The organism is Euzebya sp. (assembly GCF_964222135.1).
In the GTDB taxonomy this organism is placed as follows: Bacteria; Actinomycetota; Nitriliruptoria; order Euzebyales; family Euzebyaceae; genus Euzebya.
On sequence record NZ_CAXQBR010000101.1, the window covers coordinates 1 to 15,458 of the forward strand.

General features: G+C 73.8%; 19 protein-coding genes. 11 read left to right on the top strand and 8 right to left on the bottom strand.

Annotation, left to right across the window (positions count from 1 at the left end; all coding sequences use genetic code 11):
• Positions 1-174 precede the first annotated feature (174 nt).
• The 8 genes from ACEQ2X_RS22085 to ACEQ2X_RS22120 are packed head-to-tail and all read left to right on the top strand — an operon-like array spanning position 175 to position 5,828.
• Positions 175-975 (top strand): 2-keto-4-pentenoate hydratase, encoded by an 801-nt coding sequence (locus ACEQ2X_RS22085; RefSeq protein WP_370328045.1) that lies wholly within the window; start codon positions 175-177, stop codon positions 973-975.
• A 24-nt stretch (positions 976-999) separates the two neighbouring features.
• On the top strand, positions 1,000-1,902 hold the full coding sequence (locus tag ACEQ2X_RS22090) for an acetaldehyde dehydrogenase (acetylating) (RefSeq protein ID WP_370328046.1): 903 nt from the start codon (positions 1,000-1,002) through the stop codon (positions 1,900-1,902).
• Positions 1,899-2,930, top strand: coding sequence for a 4-hydroxy-2-oxovalerate aldolase (gene dmpG, locus ACEQ2X_RS22095; protein ID WP_370328047.1), 1,032 nt, complete (start codon positions 1,899-1,901; stop codon positions 2,928-2,930). The genes ACEQ2X_RS22090 and dmpG overlap by 4 nt, the downstream gene beginning before the upstream one ends.
• Positions 2,927-3,685 carry a 2-keto-4-pentenoate hydratase gene (locus ACEQ2X_RS22100; protein WP_370328048.1) on the top strand — a complete coding sequence of 253 codons (759 nt, stop codon included), beginning with the start codon at positions 2,927-2,929 and terminating at the stop codon, positions 3,683-3,685. The genes dmpG and ACEQ2X_RS22100 overlap by 4 nt, the downstream gene beginning before the upstream one ends.
• A complete protein-coding gene (locus ACEQ2X_RS22105) occupies positions 3,673-4,449 on the top strand; it encodes a 2-keto-4-pentenoate hydratase (protein WP_370328049.1) in 777 nt (258 codons plus the stop codon). Before ACEQ2X_RS22100 ends, ACEQ2X_RS22105 begins: the two co-directional genes overlap by 13 nt.
• Position 4,450: 1 nt before the next feature.
• Positions 4,451-4,690 (top strand): tautomerase family protein, encoded by a 240-nt coding sequence (locus ACEQ2X_RS22110; protein ID WP_370328050.1) that lies wholly within the window; start codon positions 4,451-4,453, stop codon positions 4,688-4,690.
• Complete coding sequence (locus ACEQ2X_RS22115) at positions 4,687-5,067, top strand: Rieske (2Fe-2S) protein (RefSeq protein WP_370328051.1); 381 nt, start codon at positions 4,687-4,689, stop codon at positions 5,065-5,067. The genes ACEQ2X_RS22110 and ACEQ2X_RS22115 overlap by 4 nt, the downstream gene beginning before the upstream one ends.
• Positions 5,064-5,828 carry an SDR family oxidoreductase gene (locus ACEQ2X_RS22120; protein ID WP_370328052.1) on the top strand — a complete coding sequence of 255 codons (765 nt, stop codon included), beginning with the start codon at positions 5,064-5,066 and terminating at the stop codon, positions 5,826-5,828. The genes ACEQ2X_RS22115 and ACEQ2X_RS22120 overlap by 4 nt, the downstream gene beginning before the upstream one ends.
• A 6-nt stretch (positions 5,829-5,834) precedes the next feature.
• Here the strand turns inward: ACEQ2X_RS22120 and ACEQ2X_RS22125 are convergent, their stop codons facing one another.
• Positions 5,835-6,392, bottom strand: a complete 558-nt coding sequence (locus ACEQ2X_RS22125) for a TetR/AcrR family transcriptional regulator (protein WP_370328053.1) — start codon at positions 6,390-6,392, stop codon at positions 5,835-5,837.
• Between the two features lie 275 nt (positions 6,393-6,667).
• Here ACEQ2X_RS22125 and ACEQ2X_RS22130 point away from each other — a divergent pair, with 275 nt between their 5' ends.
• Positions 6,668-6,958, top strand: a complete 291-nt coding sequence (locus tag ACEQ2X_RS22130) for a hypothetical protein (protein WP_370328054.1) — start codon at positions 6,668-6,670, stop codon at positions 6,956-6,958.
• A 25-nt stretch (positions 6,959-6,983) separates the two neighbouring features.
• On the opposite strand, the gene ACEQ2X_RS22135 is transcribed toward ACEQ2X_RS22130, so the two are convergent.
• The 4 genes from ACEQ2X_RS22135 to ACEQ2X_RS22150 form a co-directional block, all read right to left on the bottom strand.
• On the bottom strand, positions 6,984-7,412 hold the full coding sequence (locus ACEQ2X_RS22135) for a PPOX class F420-dependent oxidoreductase (protein ID WP_370328055.1): 429 nt from the start codon (positions 7,410-7,412) through the stop codon (positions 6,984-6,986).
• A 9-nt stretch (positions 7,413-7,421) separates the two neighbouring features.
• On the bottom strand, positions 7,422-8,759 hold the full coding sequence (locus ACEQ2X_RS22140) for an acyltransferase family protein (RefSeq protein WP_370328056.1): 1,338 nt from the start codon (positions 8,757-8,759) through the stop codon (positions 7,422-7,424).
• A gap of 109 nt (positions 8,760-8,868) precedes the next feature.
• Positions 8,869-10,293, bottom strand: coding sequence for a wax ester/triacylglycerol synthase family O-acyltransferase (locus tag ACEQ2X_RS22145; protein WP_370328057.1), 1,425 nt, complete (start codon positions 10,291-10,293; stop codon positions 8,869-8,871).
• Positions 10,294-10,360: 67 nt separating this feature from the next.
• Positions 10,361-10,789, bottom strand: a complete 429-nt coding sequence (locus ACEQ2X_RS22150) for a SufE family protein (protein ID WP_370328058.1) — start codon at positions 10,787-10,789, stop codon at positions 10,361-10,363.
• A gap of 104 nt (positions 10,790-10,893) precedes the next feature.
• On the opposite strand from ACEQ2X_RS22150, the gene ACEQ2X_RS22155 reads away from it, so the two are divergent.
• Entirely contained in the window at positions 10,894-11,781 is an 888-nt protein-coding gene (locus ACEQ2X_RS22155) for a sulfurtransferase (protein ID WP_370328059.1), read from the top strand.
• Positions 11,782-12,038: 257 nt separating this feature from the next.
• Here the strand turns inward: ACEQ2X_RS22155 and ACEQ2X_RS22160 are convergent, their stop codons facing one another.
• Positions 12,039-13,043: an amidohydrolase family protein gene (locus tag ACEQ2X_RS22160; protein ID WP_370328060.1), complete on the bottom strand. Its 1,005-nt coding sequence runs from the start codon at positions 13,041-13,043 to the stop codon at positions 12,039-12,041.
• Positions 13,040-13,474: a metal-sulfur cluster assembly factor gene (locus ACEQ2X_RS22165; RefSeq protein WP_370328061.1), complete on the bottom strand. Its 435-nt coding sequence runs from the start codon at positions 13,472-13,474 to the stop codon at positions 13,040-13,042. Before ACEQ2X_RS22165 ends, ACEQ2X_RS22160 begins: the two co-directional genes overlap by 4 nt.
• 141 nt (positions 13,475-13,615) lie before the next feature.
• Here ACEQ2X_RS22165 and ACEQ2X_RS22170 point away from each other — a divergent pair, with 141 nt between their 5' ends.
• Complete coding sequence (locus ACEQ2X_RS22170) at positions 13,616-14,392, top strand: IclR family transcriptional regulator (protein WP_370328062.1); 777 nt, start codon at positions 13,616-13,618, stop codon at positions 14,390-14,392.
• 34 nt (positions 14,393-14,426) lie between these two features.
• Here the strand turns inward: ACEQ2X_RS22170 and ACEQ2X_RS22175 are convergent, their stop codons facing one another.
• Positions 14,427-15,440, bottom strand: a complete 1,014-nt coding sequence (locus ACEQ2X_RS22175) for an aldo/keto reductase (protein ID WP_370328063.1) — start codon at positions 15,438-15,440, stop codon at positions 14,427-14,429.
• Positions 15,441-15,458 lie beyond the last annotated feature (18 nt).

A 15,458-nucleotide genomic window follows, 5' to 3' on the forward strand; every position in this document is an offset into this window, starting at 1 on the left:
CGCCGCCCGCAGCGTCGCCGGCCCGACCCCGCGCCTGCGACCGGCCCTGCCCGACATCCCCCCCGCGGTCGTCGAGGCGGCCGCGGTCGCCAGCCGCCGCCTGGGCCACCGGGGTGGCCACCGCGCCGGCGCCCGCGGCGGCCAGGTCGCCGACCTCCGGAGAGGAGCCAGCGCGTGAGCCGCGACGCCACCGACCCCGACGCCCTGGACGAGGTGGCCGCCCGGCTGCACCGCGCCATGGTCGAGCGCACCCCCATCCCCCCGCTGACCGGAGGGGGCGCGGACCTCGACGTCGACGACGCCTACCGGATCCAGCAGGGCCTCGTCCGCCGGATCCTCGCGGCCGACGGCGGCCGCGTCGTCGGCTACAAGCTGGGGCTGACCTCCACGCCGATGCAGGAGATGCTGGGCGTCGACCAGCCGGACTACGCCCCGGTCCTGAGCTCGATGGTCCACGACGACGGCCACACGATCGCGCTCGACCGGCTGATCGCCCCGCGGGTGGAGGCCGAGATCGCCCTGGTGCTCGACCAGCCGCTCCGCGGCCCCGGCGTGACGGCCATGCAGGCGTGGCGTGCCGTCGGCGGTGCGGTCGCCGCCATCGAGGTGGTCGACAGCCGGATCGCCGACTGGCAGATCGGGCTCGTCGACACCATCGCGGACCTCGCCAGCTCGGGGGCGACGGTCCTCAGCCCGCGGGTCGTGCCGATCGACGGGTGGGACCCCCGGCTGGTCGGGATGGCCATCAGCCGCGACGGCGTGGTCGAGGGGACCGGCGCCGGTGCGGCCGCCCTCGGCAACCCCGTCGCCGCCGTCGCGTGGCTCGCGAACACCCTGGCCCCCTACGACGTCGAGCTCGAGGCCGGTTGGTTCGTCATGACCGGGTCGCTGCACCGCGCGTTCGCCGTGGCGCCGGGCGACACCGTCCGCGCCGACTTCGACCGGCTCGGCCCGGTCACCGCCCACTTCGCGTAGATCCCACACAGACAAGGAGACGCCGTGCGCTGCGCCATCGTCGGGTCCGGGAACATCGGGACCGACCTCATGTACAAGCTGCTCCGGTCACCCGACCTCGAGCTGACCGCGGTGGTCGGCATCGACCCGGACTCCGACGGCCTTGCCAAGGCCGCCGCGGCGGGGCTCGACACCAGCCACGAGGGGGCCGACTGGGTCATCGACCACGCTGACTCCCTCGACCTGGTCATCGAGGCCACCTCGGCGTGGGTGCACCGACGGAACGCGCCCCGCTACGCCGACGCGGGGCTGCGCGTCATCGACCTGACCCCCGCGAAGCTCGGCCCGCTGGTGGTGCCGCCGGTGAACGGCGACGCGCACGTCGAGGCGACGAACGTGAACCTGATCACCTGCGGCGGGCAGGCGACCGTGCCGATGGTCCACGCCGTCGCCCGCGTGGTGGACGTGCCGTACGCCGAGATCGTCTCCTCGGTCTCGTCGCGGTCCGCGGGGCCGGGCACCCGCCAGAACATCGACGAGTTCACGCAGACGACGTCGGCCGCGCTGGTCGCCGTCGGCGGGGCCGCGACGGGGAAGGCGATCATGGTCCTGAACCCGGCCGAACCGCCGATCCTGATGCGCAACACGGTGTTCTGCGCGCTGCCCGACGACCACGACGAGGCGGCCGTGACCGCGTCGATCGTGGCGATGGTCGCAGAGGTGCAGGGCTACGTGCCCGGGTACCGGCTGAAGGCCGAGCCCGTGTACGAGCGGGACCGGTACGCGACGCCGGGCGGCGAGGTGGGGGCCAGGGTGGTCATCCTCCTCGAGGTCGAGGGGGCGGGGGACTACTTCCCGCCGTACGCCGGCAACCTCGACATCATGACCGCGGCGGCGGTCCGGGTCGGCGAGGCCATGGCCCGTGCCGGGGCGGGGGTGGCGGCGTGACCGGTGCGCCGGCGTTCCGGCTGACCGACTCGACCCTGCGGGACGGCTCCCACGCCGTCAGCCACCAGTTCACCGCCGAGCAGGTCCGCGGCGTCGTCGGCGCGCTCGATGCCGCCGGGGTCCCGGTGATCGAGGTCACCCACGGCGACGGGATGGGCGGGTCGTCGTTCACCTACGGGTTCAGCCACACCCCCGAGACCGACCTGGTCCGGATCGCGGTCGAGACCGCCACGCGGGCGAAGATCGCCGTGCTGTTCGTGCCCGGCATCGGGGTGAAGGACGACCTCCGCCGCGCCGCCGAGCTCGGCGTGTCCATCGCGCGGATCGCCACGCACTGCACCGAGGCTGACATCGCGGTCCAGCACCTCGCCCTGACCAAGGAGCTCGGGATGGAGGCCGTCGGCTTCCTGATGATGGCCCACATGGTCGAGCCGGACGCGCTGGTCGAGCAGGCCAAGGTGATGGAGGCCGCCGGCGCCGACTGCGTCTACGTCGTCGACTCGGCGGGCGCGATGACCGTGGACGCGTTCAAGCGGCGGGTCGCCGCGGTCAAGGCCGGGGTCGACGTCGAGGTGGGCGTCCACGCGCACAACAACCTGTCGCTGGCGGTCGCCAACAGCCTCGGCGCGCTCGCCGAGGGCGCTGACCAGATCGACGGGTGCACCACCGGCCTCGGCGCCGGCGCCGGGAACTGCCCCACCGAGGTGCTGGTCGCCACCTGCGACAAGTCGGGCATCGCCACCGGCGTGGACACCTTCGCGATGATGGACGCCGCGCAGGCGCAGGTCCGGCCCCTCCGGCCCGAGATGGGGGTCATCGACGCCGACGGGCTGATGCTCGGCTACGCCGGGGTGTACGGCTCGTTCCTGCTGCACGCGAAGCGGGCCAGCGAGCGCTACGGCGTCCCGACCCGCGACATCCTGGCCGAGCTCGGCCGTCGCGGCATGGTCGGCGGGCAGGAGGACATGATCATCGACGTCGCCCTCGGGCTGCGCCGCGACCGCGAGACCGCGGGGGCGCCGGCATGAGCGGCGCGGATGCCCTCCCGGCCCGTCTGGCGGAGGCCATCCGGACCCGCACGGCGATCGAGCCGGATGCCGATGACCTGACCGTGGACGCGGCCTACGACCTGCAGGACGAGCTGATCGGCCTCCTCGGCCGGTCGCCCCGCGCGGCCAAGCTGGGGCTGACCAGCGTCGCCAAGCAGGAGCAGATGGGCGTCGACGAGCCTGCCCACGGCTGGCTCCTCGAGGGGTCCGAGGTCGAGGTCGGCACCGCGCTGGCCTGCGACGAGCTGATCCAGCCGCGGTGCGAGCCGGAGATCGCCCTCCGGGTCGCACAGGAGCTGGCCGGCCCCGACGTGACCGCGAGCGATGTCCTGGCCGCCACCGACGCGGTCATGCCGGCCATCGACGTGCTGGACAGCCGCTACGCGGGCTATCGCTTCACCCTGCCGGCGGTCGTGGCGGACAACATCTCGGCCGCCCGCTACGCCCTCGGGGCACCGGTCGGTGTGGCCGGCATCGACCTGCGGCTGCTTGGGTGCGTGCTCGAGGTGGACGGGCGGTTGGTCGCCACGGCGGCCGGCGCGGCGGTGCTCGACCACCCCGCGGCCGCCGTCGCCTGGTTCGTGCGGTCCCTGCACCGCCGCGGTCGCGCCCTGGCGGCCGGCACGACCGTCCTGGCCGGGGCGCTGACCGCCGCGGTCCCGATCGGGCCGGGCAGCGTCGTCCGGGCGACGTTCGACCGCATCGGCGCGGTGGAGCTCCGGTGCGCGCGGTGACCCTCGACATCGACGCGGCCGCCGCCGAGCTGCACCGCGCCCGGCTCGGGCGGACGCCGGTCCGCCCCCTCTCCGAGCGGGTGGGGGCCTGGGACCTCGACGCCGCCTACCGCGTGCAGGCCGTCGGCATGGCGTTGCGGGAAGCTGATGGCGAGCGGGTCGTCGGCGGCAAGCTCGGCTTCACGTCGGCCGCGATGCGCCGGGCCATGGGGGTCGCGTCCCCGAACTACGGGTGGCTGACCGACGCGATGTGGCTGCGCGACGGTGTCGTCGCGCTCGACCGGTTCATCCACCCGAAGGTCGAGCCGGAGATCGCGTTCCTCCTCGGCCGCGATCTCGACGGGGCGGTGGACGTCGAGGCGGTCCTCGTCGCGACCGAGGCGGTGGCGCCGTGCCTCGAGGTCGTCGACAGCCGCTACGTCGGGTTCCGCTTCGGGGCCCTCGACAACATCGCCGACGACAGCTCGGCCGGTGGGGTGGCGCTGGGCGACCCCGTCCCGCTCGACGACATCGACCTCCGCCTGGTCGGCGTCGTCGTCAGCGACGGCGACGAGGTCGTCCACACCGCCGCGGGCGCGGCGGCCCACGGCCACCCGGCCGCCGCCGTCGCCTGGATGGCCGGCGCGGCCGACCAGCCGCTCCGTGCGGGTATGTGGGTGATCTCCGGCGGGCTGACCGGGCCGGTCGACCTGACTCCCGGCGCGGTGGTGACCGCAGAGTTCGACCGGCTCGGGACCGTCCGGGTCGCTGCTGAGGAGGGCTGACATGCCGCTCGTGACGATCAACCTGATGGCCGGCCGCCCGGTGGAGCGCATCGAGGCGATGATCGCCGCGGTGTCCGAGGCGATCGCCGAGTCGCTCGACACCGACGTCGGCACCGTCCGCATCGTGGTGAACGAGATGGCGGCCCACCAGTACGGCATCGGCGGCAAGCCCTTCGGGGTCGTGCAGGCCGAGCGGGCGGCCGCCAGTGCCGCCGAGGAGCGGGGCGGCGGCCGGCCGTGAGCGTGGACGTCCGCGTCGGCCCGCTCGCCGACCTGCCCGCCGACCGGTGCATCGCCGTCGGCGACGGTCGTGCGGTCGTGGTGCGCGTGGACTCAGACGTGGTGGCGTTCGCCAACCGGTGCCTGCACAAGGACTCCCCGCTCGCCGGTGGCCGCGTGTTCGGCGGGGCGCTCACGTGCCCCCTCCACTTCTGGCGCTACGACCTGCCCGACGGCGCACACCGGGGCGGATCCGGCCGGCTGCCGCGCTACCCCACGCGCGTGGAGGACGGCGAGGTCGTCGTCGTCCTGCCCGACCCGCCGCCGGCCATCGGGCTCCGCGAGCAGCTGCTGGCCCGCGCCCGGGAGTGGTCGCGCGACCCTGGGGCCCGACCGTGAGCGCGGACGGGGGGTGGGCCGTGGTCGTGGGCGCGACCGGTTCGCTCGGCTCGGCGATCACCCACCGGCTCGTCGACGCGGGCCTGGCGGTCCTCGCGGTCGCGCGCGACCGGGACCGGCTGGAGGACCTCCGGCGCGCGGCCGCGCACCCCGACCGGGTGCGGCTCTGCGTCGCCGACATCGCCGACAACGCCGCCGTCGAGGCGATCCGCTCCGCGCTAGGGGGACGCGTGCGCATGGCCGTGCTGTGCGCCGGCCTGCCCGTGAAGGGGTCGGTCGAGACGATCGACCCGGACCTGCTGGCCGTCGGCGCGCAGGTGAAGATGGCCGGCGTGGTCCGGCTGCTGCACGCGGTTCGCGACCACATGGGACGCGGGTCACGGTTCGTGGCGGTTGCCGGCACCCTCGGCCTCGAGCCCGGCCGGGACGAGGCCGGTCCAGGCGGCATCAACGCCGGGATGATCAACCTGGTGAAGCAGATCGCGAACAACCACGGTGCGGACGGGATCACGGTCCACACCGTGGTGCCCGGGCCGATGGACACCCCGCGCCTGCGGAGGATCGCGGCCACGATCGCCGCCGAGCGGGGCCTGCCGGAGGCCGACGTGTGGGCGGAGTACGAGGCGAAGGTCCCCCTCGGCCGGCTCCCCCGCGTCGAGGAGGCCGCCTGGGCCGTCGAGGTGCTGCTCGCCCCCGAGGCAGACATCCTCCACGGCACGGTCCTGCACCTGGACGCCGGCGGTCTGCGGGCCCCGACGTAGCGGCCGTCAGCGGGGGCGGACCCCGTCGAGGAGCACGTCCACGAGCTGCTCGACGTCGACGTCGAGCCCGTAGACCATCGTGCGCCAGTGGATGGTCGAGGCGAGGGAGGAGATCGCCTGCCACCCGTCGAGGTCACGGCGGACCTCGCCGCGGGCGACCGCCCGGTCCCAGATCACCATGAGCTGGTCGATCATCGGGCGGAACGTCCGCTCGTAGACGTCACGTGAGAACGCCGGGTCCTTGATCATCTGCCCGACCTGCTCGCCGACCGCGTCGCGGTCGAGGTGGGCCATCGAGTCGTGCAGCAGCCGGACGAGCGGGAGCAGGTCCCCCCGCAGGGTGCCGGTGTCAGGCGGGTCCGGCGGCGGGGCGCCGATCGCGACGGAGATCTCGAAGTACAGCTGCGCCTTGGTGGGCCAACGGCGGTAGAGCGCGGGCTTGCCGACGCCGGCGCGGGCCGCCACGGCCTCCATCGTGACCGCGTCGTAGCCGACCTCGTCGCGGAGCTGGGCGGCGGCGGCCAGCAGTCGCGCGGAGATCTCGGGGTCCTGGGGGCGGGCCATGGGCGGGTGAGTGTAGGTGGCCTCGACGAGGCCCGATCTCCACCCCAGCGGTTACGTACGATCGTATCGTAACCTGCCGACATGATGGACCTCACCCGGCGGCGCCCCATCGCCGCGCTGCGCATGACCACCCCCTGCTGAGCGCCTGCGGCGGCAGCGACCCCGACCCCGCGGACGAGACGGCCGCGGACGATGCGGCGGCCGACGACGCGGCAGCCGGTGCGCCCGCCGACGACGCGGCCGCGGTCAGCCCGAGCTGCACGACCGACCTGACCGTGACCACGCCCGGCGGGGAGGCGACGCTGACATCCGCCGCCGCGGTCGACGTCGGGGCCGGTGCCGCCTACACCGCCTTCACGGCCGACTTCGACATCGACCCCGCCCAGGTCCCCTCGGGCGCGGTGACCCCACCCGACGACGGGACCCTCGCCACCATCTCGCTGACGACGTTCAACCCCGAGGGGACGGTCACGGTCACCGGGCTGGACGGCGCCCTCTGCGCCGACGTCGACTACGCCGACGACGAGAAGGCCGTCACCGGGACGATCGCCGCGGACCTGCCGTGACCCGGCGGGCGCCCGGCCGGGCAGCTCAGCGCGGCAGCTGCCCGTAGACCCGGGTGGGCGTCAACCGGGCGACCAGGCGGCGGTCGTCGACCATGGCCTGGAAGAACTCCTCGGGATCCGGGTGGGGCCCCTGGACCGACTCGTAGAGCTCGAGCAGCTCGCGGCCCGGCGCGTCGCCGGGCTCGGTCGACACCGCTGACAGCTCGACGTCGCACTCCGCGGCGACGTAGGACCAGAAGTCGTCCGAGACGACGTGCAGCACCGCGAGGGGTCGGCGGCGCAGGTTGTCGGTCTTCACCCGGTCGTCGGTGAGGCTGACCCGGGCCACCCGGCCGTCGAAGCCGTAGACGACGTTCGTCGCGTGCGGGACGTCCCCCGCGGACCCCTCCGACAAGGTGACGATCACGGCCTTCGAGCGCTCGGCCAGGAACGGGACGGCGTCGCTGATCTCCATGTGGCGGGTCTACCCCTCCGCCGTCACGTCCACGCGCGGCGCGGCGTGGAGCAGCCACACCGCCCCGGCGAGCAGCCAGGCCGGGACGAACAGGGCCCCGAACCCGCCGAGCACGATCGCGCCGATCCCGGCGGTGACCCCGGCCACCGCGACGGCCACCCGGGCGGGCCCGTCCGGGACGATCCGCCGTGACGACCACGCGACCACCGCCGCGGTCGGGCGACGGACGACCGCCAGGAGGCCGACCGCCGCACCGCCGACGACCGCGATCCACACCGGGCGCAGGGCCCACCAGGTGCCGGTCAGCGGATCGGCCGCGACCAGGGCCGACAGCCCGGGGACCCCGCCGACGAGCGTCGCGCCGATCAGGGCGACCATCGCGGTCATGTGCCACAGGTACAGCGGCATGGACCAGGCGGCGGCGGTGGCCAGCACGGTGCGGCGGCGGGCGGTGGCGCCGACCCACCCCTCCACCCTGGGGGCGAGGCCCAGCACGACGGCGGTGTACAGCGTGCCGTGCGCGGCGAGCAGCAGGGTGGGCGGGCTGTTGTTGCCGCGCTCCGCACCGGTCAGACCGACGACGGGGACCTCGTAGCCGGCCCACGCGAGGAGCGCAGCCGCACCGGCGGCGGCGGCCACGACCAGCACGAGCAGGTCCCACCCGCGGACCAGGCCGCGCTGCGCCGCGACGCCGAGCAGCGTCGGGACCGACCAGACCGCCACGAAGTTCACGTAGCCGACGGCGGGGAGACCGGACAGGTGCGCGAGGTCGACGACCGCCGCGGTGGCGACCAGCGCGGCCACGAGCACCCACCAGCGCCGGCCGCCGTCGAGCAGGGCGATCCAGACGGGGATGAGCGCCTGCACCACGACGTAGACCGCCAGGAACCACAGCGGCACCAGCGCGGTCGAGGTGGCGATCCGCAGCAGGTCCGCGTCGACGACGCCACGGAGGGCGACGGTCAGCGCCGCCCACACGGCGAGCAGCGGAAGGGCGGGGACGATCAGTCGCCGCAGCCGGCCGGCGGTCCACGTCGCCCACGCGCGGCGGTCGGTGATCCGGCGCTCGGCCAGGCTGGCCGCAGCGGCGTAGGCGCCGACGGCGAAGAACGCCGGCATGACCTGCAGCGGCCAGGTCAGCCAGTGGGTCCAGGCGGGGGTCTGGTCGAGCAGGGCCGACAGGGCCGGCTGACCGTCGTGGCCCACGTGGACGACGGCCTGCAACGTGTGGCCGGCCACGACGACGAGCAGGGCGGCGGCGCGGACGGCGTCGAGCCAGCGGAGCCGAGGTCGGCGCGCACCGGGTGCGGGCCGCGAGAGGACGGTGGTGGCGGAGGTCGTGGACATGACCCGACGGAGCGCCAACGGGCGCACCGCCGGATCCGGGGCGACCCCGGTGTCTGGCTGAACCGCCCTCGGGGTGCCTCAGGGTCCGATCTCGGGGGACCGGATCCCCTCAGTCGTCGAGGAGCGCCTCCATCTCGGCCATCTCGGCGTGGAAGTCGTCCATCATCCGCCACAGGTCCGGGACCATCTCGCGGTCGGCGACCAGCCCGAACTGGAGCTCGTCGCGGTAGCTGAACAGGGTGACGTTCAACCCGATCCCGTCGTAGATCGCGCTGACCGGGTAGATCGCCTCCATCCGCGCGCCGGCGAGGTACAGCGGCACCGGCGGGCCCGGCACGTTTGACACGACCAGGTTGAACGGCGTCCGCACCCGGTTGGCCCAGCTGAGCCGGGCGACCGTCCGGGCGGCGGTGGCGGCCAGCGCCGGGGTGGCGAACTGGGTGAAGTCGCGCAGCACCGAGGCGGGCACCGCGTTGCCGCTCTTGGCCACCTCCATCGCCTGGGCGGCGGCGGCCAGCCGCTCACCGGCGGTCGGGAGGTTCGTCGGCAGCACGCCGATGAGGGCGTTCACCTGGTTGCCGTGCTCGCCGCGCTGGTCGTCGGTCCGGACGCTGATCGGGACCATCGCCTGCAGCGCGTCGGCGGTCAGCTCGCCGCGGCGCATGAGGTACCGCCGGAGCGCGCCGGCGACGAGCGCCATGACCACGTCGTTCACCTTGCAGTCGTGGGCGTCCTTCAGCCGCTTGACGGTCTTCAGCGGCACCGACCCGTAGGCGAACCGGCGGTGCGGCGAGAGGACCCCGTTGAACGGCGACGGCGGGGCCTGGAGGTGCGGCTTGGCCATCAGCCCCTCCCCCAGCCGCGAGCGCAGGGGCGCGGGCGCGGCGACCTCGGCCATCCGCCCGAGCAGCGGCAGCGCCCCGGTGGCCCGCGCCACCATCCGGCCCATGCGCAGCGGCTGCTTGATCGCCCCGCGGGCGGACCGGGCCAGCATCGCCGCAGCCGACGGCTCGGCCTCGCCGACGAGGTCCTGGCGACTGGACGGGTTCGGCGGGGTGGGCTCGAGGTCCAGCAGCACGCCCAGGATGTCCGCGCCGGAGACGCCGTCGATCGTGGCGTGGTGGTTCTTCGAGTAGATCCCGATCCGGCCCTCGGGGAGGCCCTCGATGACGTAGGTCTCCCACAGCGGTCGCGAGCGGTCGAGGGGCCGCGCGTGGATCCGGGCGACGATCTCCGCGAGCGTCCGCTCGTCGCCCGGCGGCGGCACGGCGATGCGCCGGACGTGGTACTCGAGGTCGAAGTCGGGGTCGTCGATCCAGTACGGGTGGTCGAGGCCCAACGGCGTCTCGACCAGCCGCCAGCGGAACGGCGGCAGCAGGTGCAGCCGGTTCCGGTAGGTCTCGATCAGGTCGTCGTAGCCGAACCCGTCCCGGGCCTCGGACGGGTCGATGATGATCAGGCTGCCGACGTGCAGGGGCGTCGAGGGGCGCTCGAGGCTCAGGAACATCGCGTCCAGACCGGTCAGCTGTCGCATGGCGTTCGCCCTCCACGGCATCGGCTCTGCTGGCTGAGCCTAGACATCCCCCGGAGGGCACGTCGGTTCACCTGCCGGCGGCACCATCCCGCAGCTGGCGCTTCAACCGGGCGAGGATCGCGGCCATGCCGCGCATGCGGAGGGGGGAGATCAGGCGCGCCAGGCCGAGCCGGTCTCCGAAGTCGTCCTCGACGGCGAGGACCTCGTCACGGGTGGCGCCCTCCAACCCCCGGTGGAGGATCCCGGCGAACCCGCGCGTGGTCGGCGCCTGCGGCGGCGCGTCGAAGTGCAGGTGGACCGTCCCGTCGGGGTCGACCTCCGTCGCGAGGAAGAACGGGGTCTGGCACTCCGTCACCTGCTCCATCTCGCTCGAGTCCATCCCCTCGGGGAGGGGCGGCAGCTCGTCGGACATCTCGAGCAGGAGCTCGGTCCGCAGTTCGTCGGGCGCGGAGGCGAAGTCGGCGACGATGGCTTCGAGCTTCGCGGGCAGGGGCATCGTGACCTCGCACGGTTGGCACTGTGCACACGGGGGGATCCACGGCCTAGCGTCGCAGTCGACACCCATCCCCGCACCGCCGACCCCCACGCAGAGGACCCCTGATGCCCGCCCCCACCGACCGCACCGAGAAGTTCGCCGCCTACGCCAACCCCGACGTGATGGTCTCCACGGGGTGGCTCGCCGAGCACCTGGACGACCCCGACGTGGTGGTGGTCGAGAGCGACGAGGACGTCCTGCTGTACGACACCGGGCACATCCCCGGCGCGGTGAAGGTGGACTGGCACACCGAGCTGAACGACCCGGTCACCCGCGACTACGTCGACGGCGAGCGCTTCGCCGCGCTGATGCAGGAGAAGGGCATCCGCCGGGACTCGACGGTCGTGTTCTACGGGGACAAGTCGAACTGGTGGGCCGCCTACGCCCTGTGGGTGTTCACGCTGTTCGGCCACCCCGACGTGCGGCTGCTCGACGGGGGCCGCCAGAAGTGGGAGGCCGAGGGGCGCGACATGACCCGCGACCGGACCGAGGTCGCCGCCGGCGACGTCGACTACCCGGTCGTCGAGCGCGACGACGCCGCGATCCGGGCGATGCGCAGCGACGTCGAGGCCCACATCGGATCGCAGGGCAAGCTCGTCGACGTCCGGTCGCCCGAGGAGTTCAGCGGCGAGAAGCTCCACATGCCCGACTACCCCCAGGAGGGCGCCCTGCGCGGCGGGCACATCCCCGGCGCGGCGAACGTCCCGTGGAAGCGCGCGGCGGCGGACGACGGGACCTTCCTGCCCGCCGACCAGCTGCGTGCGATCTACGAGGGTGAGATCGGGCTCTCGGGCGACGACGACGTCATCGCCTACTGCCGGATCGGCGAGCGCTCGAGCCACACGTGGTTCGTCCTGCGCCACCTGCTCGGCTACGACCGGGTGCGGAACTACGACGGGTCGTGGACGGAGTGGGGGAACATGGTGGGGATGCCGATCGAACGCTCCACCTGACATCCGGCCGGGCGGCGCGCCGTCGGCGGCGCGCCGTCGGGCGCGGCGCCGAGCGCCGTTGGGCGCGATCGGGGCCTACCTCGGCTCTGGCCGAGGTAGGCCCCGATCGTGGCGCACCCCACCGCGACGGTCACGCCGGCCGCGCGGACGTGCGCCGGCTGCTCGACCACCTCGCGGCGCGGCTCGCCGACCCGACCCCCGGACCGTGGACCTCGACGCGCTGATGACCACGGTCCTCGGCCCGGCCTGACCGCCCGTCATCCGGTCCGTCCGAGGCGGGCCTTGGTCTCCTCGACGTCCATGCCGTGCAGGCGCAGGAGGTTCTCGCCCAGGATCTTCCGCTTGGCGGTGTCGGTCAGCTGCGGGTACCCGTACCCCTCGACCAGGTCCTGGGGGATCTCGAAGTCCATGAACGCCTCGATCGCCCACTGCGGGTGGAAGATCGGGGCCTCGGAGCCGTAGACGATCCGGTCCTCACCGCACCAGAACAGCAGCTTGCCGAGGATCTCGGCGAACATCCGCGGGCTGCGGACGATGAAGTCGATCGTGGCCGCCAGCGACGCGTGGAGGTTCGGGTGGCGGATCAGCTGCCAGCACACCTCGTCGAGGAACGGCAGGCCGACGTGGTAGATGATGAAGTCGATGTCGGGGAAGTTGACCGCCGCCCCGTCCATGTCCCAGGTCTGGGTGTGCTCGACGGGCTGGGGGCCGAGCGGGACGCCCTTGTGCACGCCGATCAGGGTGACGCCGAGCTCGAGGGCCTTCTCGAAGATCGGGAAGGCGACGACCGGGTCGTCCATCCGCCACGGGACGGGCGAGCCGTAGTCGTAGCGCGTGTTGTAGAACTTGAACGCCTTCGCGCCGAACTCGTTGACCTGGATCTCCATCTCGTCGAGGGCCTTGCGCCCCTCCATCGGGTTGACGGTGCCCCAGAAGACGATCCGCTCGGGGTCGCGCTGGGCGAGCTCGGCGCACTCCCGCCAGGGCGACAGGCCGTCGTGGAAGAGGTCGGTGAGCGGCAACGGCATCGACACGAGCATGTCGGTGTCGGACTGCTCGAAGACCATCTCGCGGATCTCGCCGATGTCCCACTGCTTCAGCCACTCCTCGGCGGGGAGGACCGTCTGGTCGTCGGGGGTGAGGGTGGCGTGGAAGGCGTAGAGGTGGTTGATGAACGACTCGCCGCCGGGCCCGAGCGCGTTCTTGGGGTTGGCGTTGAAGGGGTGGGCCACCCCGTCGAACACGAAGGCATCACGGATCATGGCGCAGCTCCTCTGGCGGTGGCGATGGGGAGGGGGCGGGCAGCGGGATGGCCGGACAGGTACGCGTCGCGGTCGGCCACCTCGCCGGGGTCGGGCAGCAGGCGGAGGGACCGCCGGGCGGCGGGTGCCATCCGATCCGGCGACCAGACCTGGTCCAGGGTGATCGCGACCTCGGCCGAGCCGACCCCCGCGACCTGCTCCGCGGCGGCGGTGATCTCCTCGGTCAGGTCGACCTGGAAGGGGCACCACCCGCTGGTCAGCACGATCTCGACCCGGGCGTGGCCGGTCGCGTCGACGGTGACGTCGGAGACGAGTCCCATGTCCACCACGCTGATGCCGCGGTCCTTGCAGCAGGGGTCGATGACGGCGGTCAGGGCGGTGTGGACCGCGCGGCCCACCTCGGTCGCGGGGTCGGACGGGTCGTCGCGCATGGGCCCACCCAAGGGGCCGGGGTCGCCGCCGGCAAGGGGACCGTTTTCAGATGGCGAACGCGGTCCTATCGTGAGCCGCACGCCGGCACCGGTCGGCCCCCACGAGCCGGGGGACGACGCCGGAGGAGGGCACGAGCCGTGGTGGACGCCCCATCCGATCTGATCCAGAGCGTCTCCCGGGCGCTCCGGATCCTCGAGGTGGTCGGCCAGCACCCCGAGGGCGTCGCGCCGAAGGTCATCGCCCACCGGGCCGGGCTCAAGCTGTCGACGACCTACCACCTGCTCCGCACCCTCGCCTACGAGGACTACCTGGCCCGCACCGCCGAGGGCGACTACGCGCTGGGCCTGTCGATCGCCGACCGCTTCGCGGACCTGCGGACGGCCCTGGACGCCCCGGCACCCGTCGCCCGGGTGCTCCGCCACCTCGCCGAGGGGATCGGCCACAGCGTCTACCTGGCCCGGTTCGTGGAGGGTCGGGTCGCGATCACGTCCGCGGTGGAGGGGCCCGGCTCACCCCACCTCGAGGACCTCATCCCCGGCTTCGACGAGGCCGCCCACGCGACGGCGCTCGGCAAGGCGCTGCTGTCCCGGTTGCCCCGCGCCGCGCGGGACGCCTACCTCGTCGCCCAGGGCCTGCCACGCTTCACCCGCGGGACCGTGATCGACCTCGACGAGCTCAGCCACGAGCTGGCCCTGCCCGTCGACGGCGTCTTCGTGGAGGAGGGCCAGTTCAGCGGCGACGTCTCCTGCGCCGCCGCGCTGGTCGATCCGGCCGGTCGCCCGGAGGCCGACCCCGGCGGCGAGCCCCACACCTGGTGGGCCGTCGCCGTCTCCGCGTCGTCGGACGTCTTCGCCCGGCGCCGCGGCGAGCTGACCGCCGCGCTGGTCAGCGCCGCCGGCGACCTCGCGGTCGCCTGAGCCGGCCCCGCCCCTCCCCCGGGGTCGAGGGACCTCAGCCGTCCAGGACGGCCATCGAGTCGGCGGGGTACCGGTCGCCGGCGGCGATGCCGATCGGCGCGATGCGGTCGAGGGCGGCCAGGTCGTCGTCGGTCAGCTCGACGTCGAGGGCGGCGACGTTCTCCGCGATCCGTTCGGGCCGGGTGGTGCCGGGGATCGGCACGATCGGGTGGTCGTGGACCCGGCCCTGGGCGAGCACCCAGGCGAGGGCGAGCTGGGCGGGCGTCACGCCCTTGTCGTCCGCCATCGCGGTCACGCCGTCGACGAGCTGCAGGTTCCGCTCGAGGTTCTCGCCCTGGAAGCGCGGGTTGTGGCGGCGCCAGTCGTCCTCGGCCAGGTCCTCCGGGCGGGTGATCGCACCGGTCAGGAACCCGCGGCCGAGGGGCGAGTAGGCGACCAGGCCGATGCCGAGCTCGCGGAGGGTCGGGAGGACCTCCTCCTCGATGTCGCGGGTCCACAGCGAGTACTCGGTCTGGACCGCGGTGATCGGGTGGGTGGCGTGGGCTCGCCGGATCGTCGCGGCGCTGGCCTCGGACAGGCCGATGTGGCGGACCTTGCCGGCCTGCACGAGCTCTGCCATCGCGCCCACGGTCTCCTCGATGGGGACCTGCGGGTCGACGCGGTGGAGGTAGTAGAGGTCGATGACGTCGATGCCGAGCCGGGCGAGGGACGCGTCGCAGGCCCGCTTGGCGTAGTCCGGTCGGCCGTCGGGGGCGCGGCCCTGGACCTCGAGGGAGAAGCCCCCGAACTTCGTGGCGACCTCGACGGCACCGCGGTGCTCGGCGAGCCAGCCGCCCAGCAGCTCCTCGTTGGTCCGGGGGCCGTAGATGTCGGCGGAGTCGAGCAGGGTGATGCCGGCGTCCAGCGCGGCGTCGAGGGTGGCGAGGCTCCGGTCGCGCTCGGCGCCGTCGCCCCGGAGGGACGCAGTGTCCTTGTAGGCGAACGTCATGCCCATGCAGCCGAGCCCGAGGGCCGAGGTGGTCAGGTCTCCGATGGTGGTGCGTCGCATGCGGGTCATGATCCCGGC